This is a genomic window from Labrys miyagiensis, from assembly GCF_030160835.1.
Lineage (GTDB): Bacteria > Pseudomonadota > Alphaproteobacteria > Rhizobiales > Labraceae > Labrys > Labrys miyagiensis.
On sequence record NZ_BSPC01000052.1, the window covers coordinates 20,947 to 42,633 of the forward strand.

Sequence of the window (21,687 nt, forward strand, 5' to 3'; positions counted from 1 at the left end):
TCCGCCTCGCTTGCCGGGCACGCCGGTGGCCTCTATGACGGTGGCCTGGCTGGGCCTGTCCCTTTTTCCCGTGATATCGATCAATGAGTTATCTCGACAATTTCATTACCCGCATGATGGCGCAGCGCACCTGCATCGACCTCTCCCGCGATCTGATCCGGGATGTCGAGGGGCCCATCCTCGAATTCGGGCTCGGGCATGGGCGCACCTATGACCACATCCTGCAGACATTTCCGGACCGGGACGTCTATGTCTTCGAGAAGGTCGTCAGCCCCAATGTCTTCGTCCGCCCGCCCGAAGCGCTCCTGTTCGAGGGCGACATCCATGAGACCGTGAAGACGGCGGCCGCACGCCTGCCGCGCAAGGCGGCGATGGCCCATTCCGATCTCGGCCTTAGGGATCGCGACGGCGCCGTGCCGATCGTCGCGAGCATCATCGAATATTTGCCCGGCCTGATCGCCCCCGGCGGCCTCTATATCAGCAACACCGACATTTCCCTGGTGCACGGCAAAGTGCCGCCGGCCTACACGGAACTCGATACCCCCGAGGTTCCCAAGGGGCGCTATTTCATCTACCGGCTGGCCTGAGATACCGCGCGAGCCAATTTCCCGCCTGCCGGAGCGGCATGGAGAACATTTTCATATCATATCGGCCTTTACTTTAGTACATCACCTAGAGTAAGAGGAGGCGTGCGATGTGAGACCTCTCCGTGATTTTGATTGCGAATATCCTGTTCGATGCGGGCTGTGCCGCCCTGTGCGCCTATGTTGCCGTCAGGTGGGGATCCTTGTTCTGGGTCCTCTTCTGGCCAAGTTTCGCTATCTTCTTTTTCATCTCGCCCCTGCTGGTGGCGATGGGCCTCGTCGTGGCCCTGTTGATCCGCTTCGATCGCCCGGTGCTGGAGGAGCGCTATCTTCGTCGCTCAGGCGAGATCCACGGCCGTGCCTGCGAGCAAGTACCGCAAGCAGGATAGTGCGGCATGCCCTCGTTGCGAGGCACCGGCCGGTTACCAGCCGCTGATTGCCGATGACGAGGCACTCACCTTTCAAATTCAGGCAAACCCCTGGCTACCAGGCGTAAGGTCGGCTTCCTCCGGAATGAATTATGCCACCTGCGGCCGCCAGGCGATGACGCCTTCCGTCCGCGCCCGCACGGCTGGCGAGGCGAGGCAGGTGGCGACGCCCTCATAGCCCGGTGCCCCCGGATAGGGCGCCACCAGCATCGGCGGGCTGTGGTTGGCGGGGCAGAACAGAAGGGCCTCGTCCGGGCCGAGGACGGCAAGGTCGAGGATCGCGGAGGAGCGTGTAAGCAGGAAGAGCGGCCGACCGGCCGGACCGCGGCGGCGCAGCATGGCGATCACGGCCTCCTGCGTCGCCTGGTCCAGCCCCTGCTCGATCATGTCGACCACCAGCACTGCCGGCCCCTCTGCTTCGAGGCCGCCGAGGAGGACGGTGAGGGCGTCGCTCGCCGTGGCGCCGTCCTCGGTCAGCCAGGCGAGCCTTTCGTCCACCGCCGCCTTCAGGACCGGGTCCGCCGCGACCTTCGCCACGCTGCTTTCCGCCAGCCGGTCGAGGCCGAGGAAAGCGGCCCCGGGTACGGTTTCGGCTAGGCGCTGTGCCAGCCGCGTCTTGCCGCTGCCAAGCGGGCCGATGATGTAGGTGAGGGGCCTGATGGCAGAGAGTTCGAGGCGTTCGCCGCCCCAGGGCCAGGGCAGGTCGAAGGCAATGCCGGGGGCCGTGCCGGAACCGAGTGCGCCGGCAAGCTCTCTGGCCGTGGGCGCATGGCCGCGGGCGAGATCGTCCCTGAGGCCGCGCACCCTGGCCAGCGTATCGGCCAAGTGCCGAAGGCGGGCTTCGAGGGCCGCCTGATGCGACGCGAGAGCCGGTCCGAGGCCCCTTGCCTCGCCCTTCAGCACGCGTCCGATCTGGGCAAGGCTGAAGCCGAGGGCGCGCAGCGCCGCGATCTCGGCCGCGCGCGCCATCTCGCCGGGGCCATAGGCCCGCCACCCGGCGGCGCTCCGCACCGGCGCGAGCAGGCCGCGCTGCTCATAGAGCCGCAGCGCCTTGGCGGACACACCGAGCTGGCGGGCCGCCTCGGATGCATTGAGAAACTCGGCAGACCTGACCACGAATCCTCCCTCCTGGTTGACCGCCCTTCTATCGGGGTGGCCCCAGGGGCCGGGTCAAGCAGGATTGGATTGGCAGTCTCCGACTGCCAATCTTGGATGTCAGCCGTCCGCCACCAAGGAAGACGGCGAGACCGGCACTCCACTCAGCCCGCCGTGTCGGTCTTCTCCGGTGCGGGCTGTGGTGCGGCAGCGTGGCCGGCTAGGGCGTCGCGCAGCTTCTGCTCCTGCTCGTGGTCGAAGGATGTGCGCATCACCGTGCCGCCGACGCCTTCGAGATCCGCCAGCACCTTGTCCGCGGTCAGCTTGCGAATCAGCAGGAATAGGCCGGCGCTGCCGGGCGACAGCGCCCCGGCTGCCTCCTTCATGAACTTGTCGTCGATGCCGGTATCGGTGAGATAGCCGCCAAGCGCGCCGGAGGCGGCGCCGATCGCCGTACCCACCAGCGGGGCCATGAAGATCAGGCCGACCAGCGTACCCCAGATCGCACCGGAAGCGGCGCCGGCGGCCGTGGTGTTCACCATCTGGTTGAGCTTCACCCGGCCTTGCTCGTCCTTGGTCGCGATCACCGCATCGCCCAGTTCGATGAGATATTCCTTCTGCATGCCGAGGATGCGGTCGCGCACCTCCTCGGCCTTCTGCTCGTTCGGGAAGGCGATAAACACCAGATCGCTCATGAGAAGCTCCTCAACGGAAAATATTTGCCGCACCCGGCGGGGCCGACAAGCTGCACCGTCCACGATAGGATGGCAATGCGAGGCTTTCTTGACGGATCGGCTGCAAACCGCGGCGACGCGTGAAAAGATGGAAGGCCCCGCAATGGTGGAAAGACGATGATGCGCTGCTTGGCGGCGCCAGCCTCAAGGCTCATGGGCCCGCGATCAACTTTACGGTGAGCCGTAAATTGCACCTGCGAAGTATTGTGTCACGCATCACATCTTGAGCTGGGCCAAGTTGAACCGCGGACGGGCCTGCGCTGTTGTGGATGCTGGATGCGTTTTTCTTCGGAGTGTGGTAGCGATATGAAGATGAGGCCGCGCCCCTCCATCGCGCTCAATATCCTGACGCTTCTCGTGCTCTCTTCAGCATGGGGATGGGCGATTTATAGTTCCGCAGGCCCGGTTCCCTGGCTTTGGGTGGGCATTGGCGGTCTCACCGGCTTCTTTTTCGCCCTCTATTGCTGGATCTATATGGAGGACCTGCTGCCGCCCGACAATTAGATCACACAGGGGAGGGGCCGATCTACCGGAAGCCGACGATCGAGATCGCTCGGTAGGTCGCCAGATACCCGATGATCAGCGCAATGTAGGAAGCCAGCACCAGGGCGATCGTCAGGCCCTGGAAGAGGAGCCCGCCGTGGCGCCAGCGGCGATAGGCCGTGCCGTCGGCGATATAGGGCGGCGTCCAGGTCTTTTCGTGCTTCCCGAGGCTCTGCGTGAAACAGAGTTGGGCGAAATAGGCCGAGCCCGATCCGAGGCAGGCACAGAGCAGCGCCACCACGAAGCGGCTGAGCGGCCAAGGGAACCAGGCTGCAACGTCGCTGCGGTCATGGGCGACCAGCGCCCCCATGAAGGCGAGCAGGCCTGCCGCCGAGCCGCCGCTGATCAGGGCGGCGGATTTGAGGGCCTCGACGCCATAGGCGATCATGGTGTCGTTCGTCTCGGCGAGCCATTTGTCACGCGTCTCATGGGCGCGCTCGGCCGCCCGGATTCTGATCTCGAAAGCCTTGAGATCTTCAGACTGAGCCATGCGGTGTCTCCGTCCTTGGTGGAGACCCTTATACCGGCTTTCCGCCGGTGGCGGCTGGACATTGTCTAATTGGCGTTACGGCAGGCTTGGGAGTGCTGGGGAGGGGGCGTGAATTCGTCAACGTTTCCAGCAATATGGATGAGGGATGGAGATTTGGTTTTCCGTGCCGGACGATGCGCTCCAACGACTAGCGCCTGCGGGTCTCGATACCTGCTTCGATCGACGCCGCGCTGTGCTCCGCAGCCGTTCTGCGCTCGATCCTCTTGTACCAGCCATGTCCGACCAGCACGACAAGGCCGATGACGAGATCGGCGAGCAGCATCTGCAGGGCGAAGGTCCACCACTCTTCCGCGGCCGGGCTGAGTATGAAGGTCAGGAAAGCCATGTATCGGGAACACGCCAGAGCGCCGAGGGTTCCCTTTTTTGCGCTGCCGTGGCTTTGGAAGCTGCTTAGCGGCGCCGGCGTATCAGATATTCGCCGAGCGCGATGATGCCGAGCCAGAGGAAGCCGAGCACCAGCTCGGTCAGGACCGACTGATAACCCAGCTTGCGCAGATAAAGGGTGAACGCAACGTAGAGCAGCAGGACGAAGCCTATCCAGGCGCCGTGCAACAACCGTTCCTTGCTGAACATGCTCTACGGTCCTGGCCCTTGGAAAATGCCACTATGGCGTCTGCTGCAACTATCGCGAATGATTCCACAGACCGCGCAGGCCTGGCAAGGTGCAAGGGGCGCGGCTCCATCGTCTTGAAGCCCCACGCATGGCCACCCCTTTTGCCGGATCCCCTCATCAAACCAGGACGCGTCGGACTGAATTCATCAACTCCCATTGCTGTTCGATCCGGCTGTCCAGAGGGGTGCCTGACCAGCCGAGCAACCAAAATGGGGATTGCCCGATCACTCGACGCGACAGACGAGATAGGTTAAGATTTGCTTCAGTGAATAACAATGATCGGTCAAGGCAGATAGCTTCGGACTACGGTCCAAAATTGATCAATCGGACCGCGAGCTGATACGTTCTATTGAACGACTTAATAGTTTTTGTGTACCATCCTTTTAAATAAAAACCTGTATATGAAGGTAGGGGGCCGAAAGACGCTGGCGTAAGACGAGGGGGTTACGGGGCTATCTATCCTGCCCTTTGGAAGCCTTTATTTGGCTCAACAGATGCGTCCGGTATGAAGACTATGCCGGAGTGGACCAATTATACCATGACAGAAACGAGTTCTACAGAAGCTGCCCCACCGATCATCCGCGTTGCCGTCATCGAAGACGACCCCGCCGCGCTGGAGCGCATCACTGTGGCACTTGAGGCGGCGCCGGATATTTCTGTGATTGCGACCGCTCCCAACGCTGCAAGAGGCAAAGCGCTTATCGACAGTTGCGCTTTTGACGTGTTGCTGTGCGACCTGGGCCTGCCCGATGGGTCCGGCATGAACCTCATTCGGCATGCATCCCAGAAGCACGCCGATGTCGACATCATGGTCATCACCATTTTCGCCGATCAGGATAAGGTTCTCGGGAGCATCAAGGCCGGTGCGCGGGGCTATCTTCTGAAGGACGAACGCTTCGACAGTTTCGCGGAGAGTATTCGCGAGGTGCGGCGCGGCGGCTCGCCGATCAGTCCGGTGATTGCGCGGCAATTGCTCAAGGAATTCCAGCCACGCGAGCAGGACGCCGACAAGAAGGGCCTCGAACTGCTTTCGAAACGGGAGCTCGAAGTGCTCAAGCTTCTCGCACGCGGATTCACATTCGTCGAGATTGGAGATATTCTTAAGATCGGCCGCAGCACCGTGGCGACCTATGTCAAGAATATCTATCAGAAGCTCGAGGTAAACTCGCGCGCTGAGGCCGTCTTCGAAGCGTCAAGCATGGGTGTCATCAATATGCCACGCTAGGTTTCTGGCTTTGGCAATTTGGTAGATTGCTCGAACCGGAACGTCTCAGGGTCTTTGAAGCGGTGAAGACGCTTTCATCGGCTACGTTACATGCGTTGAGACTAAGGTTTGTGATGCAAATCTTATGACTTGGAATGTATCTTGCTTTCTATACTAAGTTAAGCGAGGATGCCCGTATAAGTATGCCCTGCCGTTGTCGTCCTGCTTCTCCAACCATTTGAGCAATGAACGAGAGCGGTCAGGTGAGGCGCCTTCATTGAAGGCATAGTCGGCTAATGAACGGAACCTGGTACTGGCCTGTCTGGAATAGGAAGTCACCTCGCTAGCTGTGGTCTTCTCTCCAGCATGTCACGCCGAAATCACTTGGATCGATTAATCCGGAGACAGCGCCAACCTCAATTCCAGAGACCCCCGCTGCAAGACCAGTTCTTTGATCGTTCAAAGTGTCGGTTGTTTGATCAATGAGCGCAAGCAAAAGGGTCGCTCGCTACCAGCCCCCAAAATAGGGGATTACGGGGGAAGGGGTTTGACGCAAGATGCATATCACTGGGGGGTGATACTTGCCCATTGGGCCCGCGATCACAATCCTCGATGAATTGAAGCGCGATGGTTGGAGTTTTCCGCTGTATTTCCTCGTTTCGCGGGAATTCCTACTGCAATGTCGATGAGAGAGGCAAAAGATCATGGTTGATAGCGGTCAGAAATTCATCAAGCGCAATCGCCCGCCGCGCGTCCAGATCCAGTATGAAGATCCCTACAACGCGGAAAAGCTCGTCGAGATCCCGTTCGTGATGGGGGTCATGTCGGATCTCTCCGGCAATGCATCCGACGTCGAGAAGGCGTCGATCGCCGACCGCAAATATCTCGACATCGACATGGACAATTTTGACGATCGCATGAAGGCCATCAAGCCCGGCATCGCATTCAAAGTGACCAATCGCCTTGGCGACGCCAAGGGCGACGAGAAGATGTCGGTCAAGCTGAACTTCGAGAAGATGACTGACTTCAATCCGGCTCAGGTCGTTCGCAGCGTGCCGGCGCTCGCAAAACTGCTGAAGGCGCGCGAGCAACTCGCCAACCTCCAGCGCTACATGGACGGCAAGGTCGCCGCTGAAGACCAGATCAAGGCGCTGCTGAAGGATCCCGAACTCATGCGCCTGCTCAAGGATCACAGCGAGCAGGCCAAGCCCGAAGAGAACTGACAGCTCCGCCCGCCAGCAGCCCAAGCTTAGGAGTTCAGCCTTATGGCCGAAACAGCAGCCACCAATCAAACCGGTACGGCCGTCGAGACGCGTGACCTCGACACTTTTTCCAGCCTGCTGCGGAAAAGCTTCAAGCCGCGCAATGACAGCGCCGCCAGCGAAGTCGAGAACGCGGTGACGACCCTGGTCCGCCAGGCGCTCGAAGACACCTCGCTGGTCAAGGACGACGTCCTCGATACCATCGACTCGATGATCGCCAAGCTCGACCAGCAGCTTTCGATCCAGCTCAATGAAGTCATCCACGCTCCCGAGTTCCAGAAACTCGAAAGCGCCTGGCGCGGCCTCAACTATCTGGTGTTCAATTCCGAGACCGACGTCACCTTGAAGATCCGCTTCATGAACGTGTCGAAGGAAGAACTCTACCGCGAGTTCAAGGTCTATCCGGGAGCGCGCTGGGACCAGAGCCCGATCTTCAAGAAGCTCTATGAGGCCGAATACGGACAATTGGGCGGCGATCCCTATGGCTGCCTTGTCGGCGATTATTATTTCGATCATTCGCCGCCCGACGTGCAGCTGCTGCGCGACATCAGCAAGATCTCTGCCGCGGCCCATGCCCCCTTCTTTGCGGCCGCAAATCCCTCCTTGTTCGGCATGGACAGCTGGAACGAGCTCTCCAATCCGCGCGATATCGGAAAGGTCTTCGATACGCCCGATTACGCCGCCTTCCGCGGACTACGGGACCAGCCCGATTCACGCTATGTCGGCCTGTGCATGCCACGTGTCCTGGCTCGCCAGCCCTATGGCGCCAAGTCGGAGCCGGTAGAGGAATTTGCCTTCGAGGAGGACACCGACGGCCACCAGGGCGCGAAATATGCCTGGATGAACGCAGCCTATGCGATGGCTACCAATGTCAATCGCGCCTTCAAGGAATATGGCTGGACGGTGCGCATTCGCGGCGTGCAGTCCGGTGGCGAGGTCGTCAACCTGCCGACGCATACCTTCCCGACCGACGATGGCGGCATCGATCTCAAATGCCCTACCGAGATCGCCATCAGCGACCGGCGCGAGGCCGAGATTTCGAAATCGGGCTTGCTGCCACTGATCCACCGCAAGAACACCGACAAGGCCGCCTTTATCGGCGCCCAGTCGCTGTACAAGCCGCACAAGATGGATACGGACGAGGCCACAGCCTCCGAAAATCTTTCGGCCCGGCTGCCTTACATGTTCGCAGTCTCGCGCTTTGCGCATTACCTCAAATGCATGGTGCGCGACAAGATCGGTTCTACGATGGAGCAGGATCAGCTGCAGAAATGGCTGCAGACCTGGATCAATCGTTATGTCGACGGCGATCCCAAGAATTCGACCGAGGCGATCAAGGCCAAAAGGCCCCTGGCCGCGGCCAAGGTCGAAGTGTTCCCGGACGAGGAGAACCCTGGCTATTACGGCGCAAGGTTCTTTCTGAGGCCGCACTACCAGCTCGAGGGAATGGACATCGGTATCAGTCTCGTCTCGCGACTGCCCAATAGCCAGAAGTAACCATAGGAAAGAATTCGGCCTGCGCCAACGCTCCGACGAGCGAATGATGAGTCATGTCCGTGTGAAACGGCCATGCGCATCGCAACAAGGGCCGAACCAGCCAACGCACAGGAGAGCAAAATGGCACAATCTGACGCACTACTGCAGATCGACGGTATCACGGGCGAAACCCAGCAGGATGGCCTCGACGGCTATATGGAACTGCTGAGCTGGAGCCTCGGCGGTTCTAACTCCTCAACCTTCGGCAGCGGCACCGGCGGCGGCAAGGGTAAGTCGGTGATGCAGGACCTGCATTGCACCAAGGCCGTGGACAAGGCCTCGGCGACCATCTTCCAATATTGCGCCTTCGGCAATCACGTCGACTCCGTGAAGCTCGTCGCGCGCAAGGCGGCCGGTGACGACAAGCTCACCTATATCACCACCACCCTGACCAACTGCTTCATCACCAGCTACCAGAAGAGTGGCGGATCCGACGGCGGCGCCATGGAGAGCTTCTCCGTCACCTATGAACAGATCCACGACGAGTATCAGCCCCAGGACAAGACCGGCGCCGCCGATGGCGGCCCGATCGAGTTCACCTACAACGTCGCCACGGGCAAGGACTCGTAATCCTCTATCCCTGGAGCAAAGCGCGTTTAGGCGTAAACGCTGCTTTGCTCTAACTCTTTGTTCGACGCGTCTTTGCGATTCTTGCCGATTCCGTCAAATCGCAAAACGCTTTAGTGGGCCGGGCACTCACGCACAGGTGTGAGATACTGCCCGGCCTCACCCAGTACAGTCTATCCTTTCTTGGAAATCCAATACGGAAGTTGATGTGAGCCGTTCCCGGGCTGCCAAAAGCGATCGGTTTGTACCTCCTATCATGCATGCCTTCCGCGAGGCGTTCCGCATGCGCGATGCGGCCAAGCCGATCGACACCCGCAATGATGCGGGTGAACGCGTCATCGCGGGCCGGCGCACATCGCCGCGATCTTCGGTAGGCGAAGCAGCGCTGCGTTCCGAACTCGGGGAGGATCTGGCATCCCTGCTCAACACCGTCGAACTGGCGGCGATTGAAGACCTTCTTGGCTTCGATCAGGTGGGCAGCTCGATCCTGAACTTCGGCGTTCCGGATCTGACGGCGATCGCCGCCAGCCCGGAAGCCGCGCGGCGGGTGACACATCTCCTCAAGCAGAGGCTGGAACTGTTTGAGTGCCGGCTGGTGCCAGGCACGATCGTCGTTTCCAGCGAACCGCTCGACGACACCGCCTCGGGGCAACTGCGCTTTCATATCAACGCCGAAATGTATTCGACGCCCACCGATGTTCCGATAGAGTTCGTGGCGGATGTCGAGGTCGAGAGCGGCAAGATCAGGGTCTTCAGATTGTGACGCCATGAACCGTGAATTCCTCGAGCTCTACAATCGCGAGCTTGGCATTCTCAAGGAGGATGCAAGGCAGTTCGCGGCCGAGTTTCCCGGCGTTGCGGAGCGCCTGGGGGGGCTTCTGGAGAACAATACCGACCCGATGATCGGCGGGCTGCTCGAAGGCGCCGCCTATCTCGCCTCTCGCGTGCAGCTCAAGCTCAAGCACGAATATGCCGAGTTCACGGATAATCTGCTTGATCAGCTCGTGCCCGACTATCTGGCGCCCGTGCCATCGGCCGCGCTGCTGCGGATCGAACCGCTTTACGGCGATCCCAATCTCAAGGATGGCATGAAGATCGCCGCGGGCTCCTATGCGGATGCCCGCTTCGTCGAGCGGGAGCGCCGCATCGCCTGCAAATATCGCCTCTCCTCCGAAATTACCCTGTGGCCGTTCGAACTCGCCCAGGCCGAATTCCTGAACGGGCCGGCGGCGTTGCAGGCTCTGGGCATCGAAACCATCCCAGCGAGCCAATCGGGCCTGAAGCTTTCCCTGTTGCGGCGGTCGGCCGCTGATCGTCAGATGGAGCCCGCCGACAAGCAAGTGCCGCAGAAGGCCGACTGGTGGTTCGCCAATTGCCGCACGGACGAGCTGCCGTTTCATATCGTCTGTAACGAAGGCGATGCGGTCAGGCTCCATGAGAAGCTGTTTGCGAGTACGACCGGGATTTACTTTCGCTATCTCGACGAGGCCGGCGATCCCATTATCGTCCCGCTGCCCAAGACCTGCCTCGGGCAGCTCGGCTTTGACCAGGACGAGCCGCTGTTTCCCTCCGACAGGCGCGTCTTCACCGGGTTCGATCTGCTGCGTGAATATTTCGTGCTGCCGGCAAAGTTTCTCGGCTTCAAACTGACCAATCTGCGGCCCATTCTGACCGCCATCAAAACCAACCGGTGCGATATCGTCATCGCCTTCAACCAGGGCGACAGCCGGCTTCAGTCCGTGGTGAGGGCCGACAGTTTTGCACTCTACGCCGCGCCCGCCTCGAACCTGTTCGAGATGCAGTTGGCGCGCGTGCCCGTGAAGGACAATGAGCACGAATATCACGTCGTCACCGACCGCTCGCGCCACCTCGATTTCGAGGCCCACCGCCTCATCAAGATGCAAGCGCACGTGACCGGCAGCGGCGACAAGATGGAGGTATATCCGCTCTACGCCGCGCCGCCGCTTGGCGTCTCCGAAACGCAGACGATATTCTACACCGTGCGGCGCAGGCCCCGCCGTCGTTCGCAGGAAGAACGGCGTACCGGCCAGCCGACCCAATATGTGGGCAGCGACATGTTCGTCATGCTCACCAATCACCGCGACAGGGAGGACGGGCTCAATGTCGCCGAGCTCAGCCTGCGGGCGTTTTGTTCGAACCGCCACCTGACCGAGCATCTGCCTGTCGGACAGGGCGGCGCAGACTTCATTCTCGAAGACAAGACCACGCTCAAGGTCAATTGCATCGTCGGGCCGACCTTGCCCCGCGATTCCATCGTGACCGATCCCGATTCACGGACGCATCATGCCGCAGGCGGTACGTCGGCCTGGCGGCTCATCAGCATGCTGAGCCTCAACCATCTGGGCCTGACGGGCTATGGGACGCAGGATTCGGCCGCCTCGCTGCGTGAAATCCTCTCGCTCTTCGCCAATCACAGCAACGCCGCCATCGAGCGGCGCATCCAGGGCATCCTTGCGGTCGACAGCAAGCCGATCAATCGACGTATTCGCCAGCGCAATGGCGCGGGCGTCGTCCGCGGACTCGAGATTACCGTCACGCTCGATGAAAAGCATTTCGAAGGCAGCGGCATCTTTCTGCTGGGCGCCATCCTCGATCGGTTCTTTGCCGAATATGTCGGCCTCAACACCGTCGTCGAGACCGTCATTCGCTCGACCGAGCGCGGCGAGATCATGCGTTGGCCGGCGCAGCTTGGGCGGCGGCATCACCTATGAGCGACACCAGCCAATTTCCAGGAGAGGCGGGGGCCTATGACCTCCTCGATCTCCTGCGTCGTCTCGAGCATCTCGCCGCTGCCAAGCCCCGTATCGGCGAAAGCGGTTCATCCGCCGAGGCCGTGACGACCCTTGGCCAGCAGCCCCACATCGATTTTGCCGATTCCAATGTCAGCCGCGTCGGAACGCGAGAGGATGGCAGGTTCGAAATCGAGAGCCGCTTCCTCGGCATGCTCGGCCCGCAAGGCGCTCTGCCGCTGCACACCACATATGAGGCGACCCATTGGGCCAATATGCGCGACGTGGCGTTCGCGCGCTTCCTGGACATCTTCAACAATCGCTTCCAGCAATTGTTCTTTCGGGCCTGGGCCAATGCCCGGCCGGTGGTTCAAGCCGACCGGCCGGCGGAAAATCAGTTTCTCACCTATATCGGCGCAATGGTCGGAATCGGAACGCCGCCGATGCGCGGTCGCGGCCACCTGCACGATTTCTCCAAGCTGGCGCTTGCCGGCCTGATGGCGCCTTCGGTCAAGAGCGCCTCGCGGATCGAAGGCATGCTTGGCTGGCTCTTTGATGCCAATGTCAAGGTGCAGGAGTTCGTCGGCGTCTGGCTGCCGCTGGAGGAACGCGAACAGGCGGTTCTAGCGGCCGGAAGTTGCGCGCTGGGCGTCGACAGCATCATCGGCCGGTCGGCCTACAGCCTCAAGGACAAGTTCCGGATCAGGCTGCAAGTCGAGGATCTGACCGACCTCGAAACCTTCCTGCCCGATGGCATTCACTTCGAGCCCCTGGCGGACGCCATACGCTTCTACCTCGGCGACAGCTTTATCTACGATGTCGAATTCGGCCTGGCGGAGAGCAAGACCAGACCCGCGCAGCTCGGCGGCTTTGGCCGTCTGGGCTGGACCTGCTGGATGGGCAAGCAAAGTCGCCCTGACACCGCTTCCGATCGAATCCGTTGGGACTGTCACTTTCACCCCGCTGAAATCCGCACCTCATAGCGCAGCAAATCCTCAGAAGGATCGTTTCCATGGCCGATGTCAGCCTCGAGGTCCTCACCGGGAAGCTCAACCCGCTCGGGTATGAAACCTTCATGCAGGCCTTTCGCCTGGCCCAAGGCGCCGGCAACCGCAATCTGGAGCTGGCGCATTGGCTGCAGGCGGTTCTCCAGGCTGATCGAAGCGACATCGCGCTGACGGTCGAGCATTTCAAGCTCGACGGCGGCAGGCTGCTGTCCGATCTCAGCACCGCCGCGGCCGGCTTTGCCATGAACAAGACCGAGCTGCCGGGCTTCTCGGACGATATTTTCGATGCCCTCAGCCAGGGCTGGAACTATGCGACGCTCCTGTTCGGCGAGACACAGGTCAGGACCGGCCACGTGCTCGCCGCGATACTGAAGGAACCGCGCCTCGCCCGCAGGCTGCATGATCTTTCCAAGCAGTTCCGCATGATCGACGTGGAGCAGCTCACCAACGAGCATCGCAAGATCTGGGCGCAATCGGCCGAGGAGAATATGCGGCCGATGGACGGTTCCGGGCCGGTCGCCAAAGGCGCGGGCGGCGAGGCCGCGCAGGGCCCCAAGGGTACCACCGCCCTCGACCGTTTCGCGATCGACCTGACTCAGCGCGCCGCGAGTGGCGAAATGGACCCGATCGTCGGCCGCGACGAGGAGATCCGCCAGGTCATCGACGTCCTCATGCGCCGGCGGCAGAACAATCCCATCCTCACTGGCGAGGCGGGCGTCGGCAAGACGGCTGTGGTCGAAGGCTTTGCCCAGCGTATCGCGGCCGGCGACGTGCCGCCGCCCCTCAAGGGCAACAGGCTCTACGCGCTCGACATCGGCCTGATGCAGGCCGGAGCCTCGATGAAGGGCGAGTTCGAGCAGCGGCTGCGCTCGGTGATCGATCAGGTCCAGGCCTCGGCAACGCCGATCATCCTGTTCATAGACGAGGCGCACACGCTGATCGGCGCCGGCGGAGCGGCCGGAACCGGCGACGCCGCCAATCTGCTCAAGCCGGCGCTGGCGCGCGGCACGCTCAGGACGATCGCCGCCACCACCTGGTCGGAATATCGCCAGCATATCGAGAAGGACCCGGCGCTGACGCGGCGCTTCCAGCCGATCAATGTCGGCGAGCCCGGCATCGAGCAATGCTGCAACATGATGCGCGGCCTGCTGGCACCGATGGAGAAGCATCACAACGTCCATATTTCCGACGACGCCGTGGTTGCCGCCGTCAAGCTGTCGAGCCGCTACATCCCCTCTCGGCAGCTGCCGGATAAGGCCGTCAGCCTGCTCGACACGGCGGCGGCGCGCGTGGCCGTCTCGCAGAATGCGACGCCGGCGGCCGTCGAGGATGTGCGCGTGGCCGTTGCCGCCGGCGAGCGGGAACTGCAGGCGCTGGAACGCGAACGCGACATCGGCAATGTCGACGAGAAGCGCATCGGGGAAGTGAAGGAGGCGATCGCGCAGGCCAAGACCAGGCAGGAAGAGCTCGAAAAGGCCTGGAGCGACGAGAAGGCCGTTGTCGAGAACCTCATGGCCGCCCGCCGCCAGATCATCGAGGGCGGACCGGAGGCCGAGGCGGCGCGCGAAAAGCTCGCCACCGTCATGGCCGAACTGGCTGCCATCGATCCCGAAAAGCGGATGGTCTATCCCTTTGTCGACGAGCAGCCCGTGGCGTCGGTGGTCTCGGACTGGACCGGCATTCCGGTTGGCCGCATGGTGAAGGACGAGGTGGAAACCGTCCTCAATCTCGGCGATATCCTGTCCAAGCGCGTGGTCGGCCAGGACCACGGCCTGAGGATGATCGCCAAGCGCATCCAGACCAATCGCGCCAAGCTCGACAATCCCGACAAGCCCATCGGCGTCTTCATGCTTGCCGGCCCGTCCGGCGTCGGCAAGACGGAAACCGCGCTGGCGCTCGCCGAAGCTCTCTATGGCGGCGAGCAGAATATGATCACCATCAACATGTCGGAGTTCCAGGAAGCGCATACGGTGTCGACGCTCAAGGGTGCTCCTCCCGGCTATGTCGGCTACGGCGAGGGTGGCAGGCTCACAGAAGCGGTGCGCCGCCGGCCCTACAGCGTCGTGCTGCTCGACGAGGTGGAGAAGGCCCATCCCGACGTGCATGAGATCTTCTTCCAGGTCTTCGACAAGGGCGTGATGGAGGATGGCTCGGGCCGCCGTATCGATTTCAAGAACACGCTGATCATTCTCACCACCAATGCCGGTACCGAGATGATCATGGATGCGGCGGCGCGCGAGGGCGACAAGCCGGAACCGGAGGAGCTGGCAACGGATCTGAAGCCTTATCTCCTGCAGGTCTTCCCGCCGGCGCTGCTCGGCCGCATCGTCACCATCCCCTACTATCCGCTGTCCGGGGACATGCTGGGCGCCATCGTGCGGCTGCAGCTCAACCGGATCGGCAAGCGGATCCGCGACAATCACGGCGCGGCGTTCGTCTATGACGATGCCGTGGTGGAGAAGATCGTGTCCCTGTGCAACGACCCCGACTCGGGCGGACGCATGGTGGACAACATCGTCACCAACACGCTGCTGCCAGCCCTGTCGCAGCAGATCCTCGGCAAGGCGATCGCCGGCAAGGAGATCGAGGAGGCGAAGGTCGAGCTGAAGGACGGCGAGTTCGCATACGCAGTGAGCTGAACGACACGCCCTGGCCCGACAATGAATGGCGGCGGGCAGGGCGATCGGGCGAATAAGCGCGTCTCATGAAAGGGCAGGGGGCGGGGAATGGCGTTGCAATCAAAAAGTTTCGGCGGCGACAGCAAGCTCGAGGCCGCGGCCGTTTCCGATCCGGCCCATATTTTGCGAGGGGCCTCCGGCGAGCATGTCTCAAAAATTCAGCGGGCTCTCATGCAATTGTTCGACCAAGCGGCCATTGAACGTCCGGAGCTGAGCGACGCCTCTTATGGCGATTCGACCGAGAAAACGGTGAAGGCCTACAAGTCGCGCAAGGACCAGGAGATCATCAACCACACCTATCAGTCGAGCCCGGATGCGATCGTCGGCAAGATGACGATGGCCAAGCTCGATGGGGAACTGGTCGAAAAGGAGAAGGATGATCCGGATTATTTCTTCTTCAGGGACGCGCAAAAGGAATTGGTCAAAGCCGACATTGCCCGCGCCAGAGTCATGGTGGGCAATGTGGTGGCGAGGCTTCGGCTGGTGGGGGGAATTGGGCCGGACGGCGGCCTGCTCATCATGCCGCGCAACTACCTTTATTATGAAACGAAGCTGAAGATCCTGAATGTCTTCCACATCAATTCATTTCGCGATGACGATTTGCCCGCGCCACAGGACATTGTGGCACGGCTGACCCGGGAATTTTCAGGCTTCAGGGGGCTGCCGGCGCAAGCGGGTGACGTCTCCGACCAGATCAACTTCTCGGTTCTGTTGGAGAATTTCGCTAACCTCCAGGCGAGCCTGGACCGCCCGTTCAATCGGGAATTCTACACGATGGGAACGTTTCGGGGAGCGCCCCTGAGCTTCTATGCCGCCTTCGTCGATGCGCGCAACCCGAAGGACGAGACCGTCCGGTTCACTCGCAACTATTTTGACGAACGGATTATGCCGACGCAGGACGATCGAGCCGTCACGGTGGCTCATGAACGCTGCCACACGATCTTCCGCGCCAAGGGCCACCCAGGCACGGGCGACAATCCCTTCTGCGTGACCCCGCATCTTGGAGATCCAAACGTGACATCCTCCGAGGAAGCGCTGATGAACCCTTATTGCTACGAATGGTTCATCGTTTCGATGCAACCGACCTATCTTCCAAGGCAAGATCGAAACAACGGATGCGGCACGTGATGAACCGCGCCGGGCCAGTCTTTGAGGAGCCTCATTTCTGGTTCGGCCTCGAATATGAGCTTTCGCCATGAGTGTGAGAGCGATCCCGGACGGTCCTGCGTCTGAAGATCGTCATATGAGGTTCCATCCCCACAACAGGGGTGTCCAGAGCAGCGCAACCTTGATATTCTCACGCCATGGGACAACCCGCTTCACGTCTGGGCGATATGCACGTCTGTCCGCAGGTGACGGTGCTGGTGCCGCATGTCGGCGGCCCCATCGTGATGGGGGCCTTCACCGTCCTCACCGGCGGGCAACCGCAGGCGCGCGTTGGCGACCTCTGCATTTGCGTCGGCCCACCGGATGTGATCGCATTGGGGTCCATGACCGTCCTTGTAAGCGGGCAGATGGCGGCACGCATCGGCGATCTTACGGCTCATGGCGGCACCATTGTGGGCATGTGTCCGACGGTCCTCATCGGCGGATAGCTGGCTGGAGCGTTGTGCGTTCGGATTGAATCACCACGAACAGAAAATGCTTTTGGTGCCAACGAGTTAATCTGAAAATCCGCTCCGGCCTGAATGCATTTTGCTCTATTGGTCGCGCAGCTTCACGAATCCCACGGCCGTCGTCACGTCCTTCGCATTCGCGATCTCCGCAAGGAAGGGCGCGATGAAATCATCCGCCGCGAAGGCATCCTGCGAGTTTATGCTGATCAGTGGCCTCGAGGAGGCGACAGCGAACACCAGCATGGGATAGAAAGGCGGCCGGCTTTCTCCATCGACCTTGGCCGGTGCGGAAAGGCTGAGTCCAGCCTCCATCGCGCCCGTCTTCATGGTGATGCAGGAAGCGCAAAGGCGGTTGATGTTCTGGATGCCGCCCTGATAGTCCATCGCGAACAGATAGATATTGCGCTCGCCCGCACCGGTGACTGAGACGGTGAGGGGATCTCCCGCTGCGCCCGTATCGGCGTCGCTCCCGCGGATGTCGGACTTGCTCAATGCGAGGTTCAGTGGCGGCGCCCCCGGAACCGACATCCGCCGCAGGGCGCTGACAAAGGCGCATTGCTGATCGGAAACGGGATCGAGCGTCACCGCCGGCGCAAAACCAGCCTTTTGCTTGAACGCGTCGCTGAAGCTTTGGCTCGCCTGAGCCGTTCCCACGGCGGTGATGGTCGCGGCGGTGGCGCTCACATTGTCCGCCGTAGCGGCAAAGCAGCTATCCGCGCCGAAGCCGGTCACGAAATCCTGCAGCACGGTCGGAGAGAGCGACGTGATGGGCGGCGGTTTGGCGCTGCCTATGGTAGCCTTGGCCTTGGTCAGAAGGTCTTCGGGACAATCGGCGCCACATTGATCGACGAACCGCTTGAGCGCGGCAACATTCGTGCCGGCAACTGTAAGCTGGGCGGCCAGGCGATCATGGCGCCCAGCCTGCTCCTTCAGGGCACTGATCTGTCCCTGGGCCTGCTGAGCGAGATCTCCCGGACAATCAGCGCCGCACCGATCGAGGAAGCTTTGCAAGGCAGCCATATTTTGGCCCGCGCCTGAGAGCTGCAAAGCCAGGCTATCGTGGCGCGCCGCCTGCTGCTTCAGGCCATTGATCCGCTGCTGGGCCTGCTGGGCGAGATCAGCCGGGCAGTTCGCGCCACACTGATTGAGGAAGCTTTGCAGGGCGGTCATGTCCTGGCCCGCGGCCGAAAGTTGAGCCGCCAGCCGGTCGTGGCGAGTAGCCTGTCCCTTGAGGGCATTGATCTGCTGCTGGGCCTGTTTGGCAAGATCGCCCGGACAATCGGCGCCGCACTGGTCGAGGAAGCTTCGCAGGGCGGTTATGTCCTGGCCAGCGGCCGAAAGTTGGGCCGCCAGGCGATCATGACGCGCCGCCTGCTCCTTCAGGGTATTGATCCGCTGCTGAGCCTGCTTTGCAAGATCATCCGGGCAATCCGCGCCGCACTGGTCGAGAAAGCTCTGCAGGGCAGAACCATCCTGGCCGGCGGCCGAAAGCTGCGCCGCCAGGCGATCATGGCGCGCCGCCTGCTCCTTCAGGGTATCGATACGCTCTTGGGCCTGCTTCTCAAGATCATCCGGGCAATCAGTGCCGCACTGATCGAGAAAGCTCTGTAGGGCAGACCTATCCTGGCCAGCGGCCGAAAGCTGCGCCGCAAGGCGATCACGGCGCGCGCCCTGCTCCTTCAGGGTATCGATACGCTGCTGGGCCTGCTGGGCAAGATCCTTCGGGCAATCGGCGCCGCACTGGTCGAGAAAGCCCTGCAGGGCAGAACGATCCTGGCCGGCGGCCGAGAGCTGGGCTGCCAGGCGATCGTGGCGTGCAGCCAGGGCAGCCTGACTGTCGCCGTCTGGTGGTTTATTGTCTGGCTGTTTGGCGATCGGCGTTTCGCTCGAAAACATACTGCCATGCGTGTAGATCCAGCCGCCCAACGCGCCGATGCCGATCACCGCGACAATGGCGATGGCGAAGATCGCGTTGCGCAGGGCATAAGACGGCTGTGCCGGCGTGACTTCGACCGATTTGGCAGCGGCAGCCTTCGGTTTTTCGGCTTTCGGCTTGGGCGATGATGGCTGGGCGTCGGGCCAATCCCGGATGGCCGCCATGTCGGCGGGTCGCTTGGCCGGATCCGGCGTCAGCATCGCCGATAGCACCGGATGGAACTGCTTGGGGATGCCGCTGAGATCGGGCACGCTGCGGCGCTTTTCGATGATGTCGACCTGCGTGCCGCTCATCTCGAGTGGCCGGCCGCGCATGGCCGCCGCCATTACCAGGGCAAGGCTGTAAATGTCCGATTTGGGCGTGACCTCGCCGCCATAAAGGCCGAGCTGCTCGGGCGAAACATAGTTGTATTTTCCCGCAAAGCTGCCGCCCAACAGCGTTTCGCCGCCGACATTGGCGGAACGGGCAATGCCGAAGTCGATGATCTTGGCGTTCTGGACCAGGCCGTCCGGCAGGATGACATTGTCAGGCGACATGTCGCGATGAATGACACCAGCAGCATGGGCGCGATGCAGCCCGTCGGCGAGCCGGCGCAGCAACGGCATGAATTCCGATGCGGGGAGTGGGGCGTTCTTCACATGCGCCGCGAGCGACGGCCCGTCGACGAACTCCATCGCCAGATAAGGCCGCGAAATCGCCGGATCGATCGAGAAGACATAATAGCGGACGATGGCGTCGTGATAGAGGTGGTTGAGGATGCGGGCTTCCTTGCGGAACAGGCCAAGGATCGTCTCGTCTTGCGCGAATTCGGGCAGGACGATCTTGATCGCCACCGGATCGCCGGTCTGGATGTTGTGGCCCTTGAACACCTCACCCATACCACCGACGCCGAGAAGTGAATCGATGCGGTAGGTCTGATTGAGTTCCGTGCCGATGCTCACGGCCGAGCCGCGCATCGCGATTCGGGTTCTGTCATCGTCCACATGCGGCTCCATCGGCGATCATTATCGCGTCTTACTTTCAGCATGATTGATCAACAATCGCAAAAGGCTTTTGATAGCAATGAGTTAATTCGTAAATCCGCTCCTGCCAGGGCGCATTTTGCTTTAGCGCATCACAACCGTTGTTGCCCCTTTGGCGACGACGTTGACCACGACAACCGAGATGTTGTCCTTGCCTCCGCGCGCCAAAGCGAGCTCGAGAAGTTCGTGGCTTGCCCGGTTTGCGCTGAGCCTGCTGCTTCTTGCGAGGATTTCCTCATCGTTCACGTGGCCGGTCAGGCCATCGCTGCACAGCACAAAACAATCGCCCGACCTTACCACACCGCTCGCATGCTCCAGTTGAAAATCGTCGATGGCGCCGACCGCGCGGGTGATCACATTCCGCCGTGGCCAGCTTGCCGCCTCGGCCTTGCTGATCACGCCGCGATCCACCAATTCCTGGACTTCGGTGTGGTCATGCGAGAGCTGTTCTATGCTGGCGTCCCGCACCAGGTAGCAGCGGGAGTCACCCGCCCAGAGGCAGCAATAATTCGCCTTGTGGATCAGCAGAGCCGCAACCGTCGAACCGACGATGCGATCGGCGTTGCCATTGGACCTCGACAGGAGTTCCGCATTGACCGCGCCGATGCCACGTCGGAAGGCCTCGGTGAGTTCCATCAGGGAGGTGCCCTTGCCGAGGCCCCGTGCCGTCTCCGCGATCATCGCACTGGCAAGATTGCCGTCGCGATGGCCGCCCATGCCATCGGCTACGAGCCAGATGCCGCGCTCGCCATCGGTAAAAATACTGTCCTCGTTGACAGGGCGCACATTTCCGGGATGCGTGATCGCGGCCGTTTCGAACTTGAGCTTGTCACCAGCGGCCCACGGGTCCATCAGACCATCTCCCCCGTCATCAGAAATGCGAAGAACTGGGCGCTGGGCTTGCCCTCGACGACCACGAGCCTGGCCGGATGCCCACCCTCGCCACCATGCGTCCACCAATAGCTGCGCCCGCCGTTTCGTGCTTCCCCATCCGCCATGTCGAGCGAGTTAAAGGCGTCCGCGACCGGGATGTCGCCGCCAGGCCATATGAACAGGCCACTGTCTCGCTGGGGCGGCGCCACACGAGGCGCAATCGGTGGGAAGGGGAGGTTTGCGAGCAGATCTGATGGCTCGCGCTCGAAATGGTCGTCCAGCATGTGAAGTAGGAAGCGCTCGCAATCCTCATGCCAATGATCGAGGCCCCGCGAGGGGGGCGGCTCCAGATACATATCGGCCGGTTCGCAGGCGCAGACCGTCAGCGGGAAGTAGCGGCCGACCCCGTCCACGGATGCCATCAGCGCGCCGGTCACCGTACTTCCAAAGATCCGCCGGCCGCACCAGAAGCGCCAGATCGGAAAGCCCAGGAAGATATCCTGCCAGCGATCGCCGAGCGCGTGCCGGCTGGCGGCAACCGCGGCCTGCAGCCACTCCTCCCACTGGTCCAGAAAAGGCCGCTGCATGTTGTACGACACGAAGTCGCGCTTCGAGGGCAGCTTTCCGAACATGGCGCAGGTTGTCGTCATGATGACACGCCCTAAAGCAAAATGCGTTCAGCGAGAAAC

Annotated in this window: 21 protein-coding genes; 13 read left to right on the top strand and 8 right to left on the bottom strand. The window is 61.5% G+C overall.

Annotated features, from left to right (window positions below; genetic code table 11):
* Positions 1-83 precede the first annotated feature (83 nt).
* Together QQL24_RS22940 and QQL24_RS22945 are read left to right on the top strand one after the other, a co-directional pair.
* The gene (locus QQL24_RS22940) at positions 84-587 is read left to right on the top strand and encodes a class I SAM-dependent methyltransferase (protein WP_284314617.1); all 504 of its coding nucleotides are present in this window, start codon (positions 84-86) and stop codon (positions 585-587) included.
* 122 nt (positions 588-709) lie between these two features.
* Positions 710-973 carry a hypothetical protein gene (locus QQL24_RS22945; protein WP_284314618.1) on the top strand — a complete coding sequence of 88 codons (264 nt, stop codon included), beginning with the start codon at positions 710-712 and terminating at the stop codon, positions 971-973.
* Between the two features lie 129 nt (positions 974-1,102).
* Here the strand turns inward: QQL24_RS22945 and QQL24_RS22950 are convergent, their stop codons facing one another.
* Positions 1,103-2,128 (bottom strand): MerR family transcriptional regulator, encoded by a 1,026-nt coding sequence (locus QQL24_RS22950; RefSeq protein ID WP_284314619.1) that lies wholly within the window; start codon positions 2,126-2,128, stop codon positions 1,103-1,105.
* Positions 2,129-2,271: 143 nt separating this feature from the next.
* Positions 2,272-2,802, bottom strand: a complete 531-nt coding sequence (locus QQL24_RS22955) for a DUF1269 domain-containing protein (RefSeq protein WP_284314620.1) — start codon at positions 2,800-2,802, stop codon at positions 2,272-2,274.
* Between the two features lie 345 nt (positions 2,803-3,147).
* On the opposite strand from QQL24_RS22955, the gene QQL24_RS22960 reads away from it, so the two are divergent.
* A complete protein-coding gene (locus tag QQL24_RS22960; protein WP_284314621.1) occupies positions 3,148-3,345 on the top strand; it encodes a hypothetical protein in 198 nt (65 codons plus the stop codon).
* A 22-nt stretch (positions 3,346-3,367) separates the two neighbouring features.
* Here QQL24_RS22960 and QQL24_RS22965 read toward each other — a convergent pair whose 3' ends face one another.
* The 3 genes from QQL24_RS22965 to QQL24_RS22975 form a co-directional block, all read right to left on the bottom strand.
* Positions 3,368-3,874, bottom strand: a complete 507-nt coding sequence (locus tag QQL24_RS22965) for a hypothetical protein (RefSeq protein ID WP_284314622.1) — start codon at positions 3,872-3,874, stop codon at positions 3,368-3,370.
* Between the two features lie 187 nt (positions 3,875-4,061).
* Positions 4,062-4,259, bottom strand: coding sequence for a hypothetical protein (locus QQL24_RS22970; RefSeq protein ID WP_284314623.1), 198 nt, complete (start codon positions 4,257-4,259; stop codon positions 4,062-4,064).
* Between the two features lie 65 nt (positions 4,260-4,324).
* A complete protein-coding gene (locus QQL24_RS22975) occupies positions 4,325-4,507 on the bottom strand; it encodes a hypothetical protein (protein ID WP_284314624.1) in 183 nt (60 codons plus the stop codon).
* 545 nt (positions 4,508-5,052) lie between these two features.
* On the opposite strand from QQL24_RS22975, the gene QQL24_RS22980 reads away from it, so the two are divergent.
* The 10 genes from QQL24_RS22980 to QQL24_RS23025 all read left to right on the top strand — a co-directional run bounded on the left by QQL24_RS22980 (position 5,053) and on the right by QQL24_RS23025 (position 17,146).
* Positions 5,053-5,772: a response regulator gene (locus tag QQL24_RS22980; protein WP_284314625.1), complete on the top strand. Its 720-nt coding sequence runs from the start codon at positions 5,053-5,055 to the stop codon at positions 5,770-5,772.
* 683 nt (positions 5,773-6,455) lie between these two features.
* A complete protein-coding gene (gene tssB, locus QQL24_RS22985; protein WP_431310740.1) occupies positions 6,456-6,974 on the top strand; it encodes a type VI secretion system contractile sheath small subunit in 519 nt (172 codons plus the stop codon).
* 42 nt (positions 6,975-7,016) lie between these two features.
* Positions 7,017-8,510, top strand: a complete 1,494-nt coding sequence (tssC, locus tag QQL24_RS22990) for a type VI secretion system contractile sheath large subunit (protein ID WP_284314626.1) — start codon at positions 7,017-7,019, stop codon at positions 8,508-8,510.
* Between the two features lie 120 nt (positions 8,511-8,630).
* The gene (locus QQL24_RS22995) at positions 8,631-9,119 is read left to right on the top strand and encodes an Hcp family type VI secretion system effector (RefSeq protein ID WP_284314627.1); all 489 of its coding nucleotides are present in this window, start codon (positions 8,631-8,633) and stop codon (positions 9,117-9,119) included.
* Between the two features lie 280 nt (positions 9,120-9,399).
* Positions 9,400-9,879, top strand: a complete 480-nt coding sequence (tssE, locus tag QQL24_RS23000) for a type VI secretion system baseplate subunit TssE (protein WP_284314628.1) — start codon at positions 9,400-9,402, stop codon at positions 9,877-9,879.
* Between the two features lie 4 nt (positions 9,880-9,883).
* The gene (gene tssF / locus QQL24_RS23005) at positions 9,884-11,848 is read left to right on the top strand and encodes a type VI secretion system baseplate subunit TssF (RefSeq protein ID WP_284314629.1); all 1,965 of its coding nucleotides are present in this window, start codon (positions 9,884-9,886) and stop codon (positions 11,846-11,848) included.
* Complete coding sequence (gene tssG, locus QQL24_RS23010; protein WP_284314630.1) at positions 11,845-12,849, top strand: type VI secretion system baseplate subunit TssG; 1,005 nt, start codon at positions 11,845-11,847, stop codon at positions 12,847-12,849. Before tssF ends, tssG begins: the two co-directional genes overlap by 4 nt.
* Before the next feature lie 29 nt (positions 12,850-12,878).
* On the top strand, positions 12,879-15,512 hold the full coding sequence (gene tssH, locus QQL24_RS23015; RefSeq protein WP_284314631.1) for a type VI secretion system ATPase TssH: 2,634 nt from the start codon (positions 12,879-12,881) through the stop codon (positions 15,510-15,512).
* 87 nt (positions 15,513-15,599) lie between these two features.
* Positions 15,600-16,679: a hypothetical protein gene (locus QQL24_RS23020; RefSeq protein ID WP_284314632.1), complete on the top strand. Its 1,080-nt coding sequence runs from the start codon at positions 15,600-15,602 to the stop codon at positions 16,677-16,679.
* Positions 16,680-16,885: 206 nt separating this feature from the next.
* The gene (locus QQL24_RS23025) at positions 16,886-17,146 is read left to right on the top strand and encodes a PAAR domain-containing protein (protein WP_284314633.1); all 261 of its coding nucleotides are present in this window, start codon (positions 16,886-16,888) and stop codon (positions 17,144-17,146) included.
* Between the two features lie 105 nt (positions 17,147-17,251).
* On the opposite strand, the gene QQL24_RS23030 is transcribed toward QQL24_RS23025, so the two are convergent.
* From QQL24_RS23030 to tagF, 3 genes are all read right to left on the bottom strand, one after another.
* Entirely contained in the window at positions 17,252-20,086 is a 2,835-nt protein-coding gene (locus QQL24_RS23030; protein WP_348536492.1) for a protein kinase domain-containing protein, read from the bottom strand.
* Positions 20,087-20,209: 123 nt separating this feature from the next.
* A complete protein-coding gene (locus QQL24_RS23035; RefSeq protein ID WP_284314635.1) occupies positions 20,210-20,977 on the bottom strand; it encodes a PP2C family protein-serine/threonine phosphatase in 768 nt (255 codons plus the stop codon).
* Positions 20,977-21,648, bottom strand: a complete 672-nt coding sequence (gene tagF / locus QQL24_RS23040) for a type VI secretion system-associated protein TagF (protein WP_284314636.1) — start codon at positions 21,646-21,648, stop codon at positions 20,977-20,979. Before tagF ends, QQL24_RS23035 begins: the two co-directional genes overlap by 1 nt.
* Between the last annotated feature and the right edge of the window lie 39 nt (positions 21,649-21,687).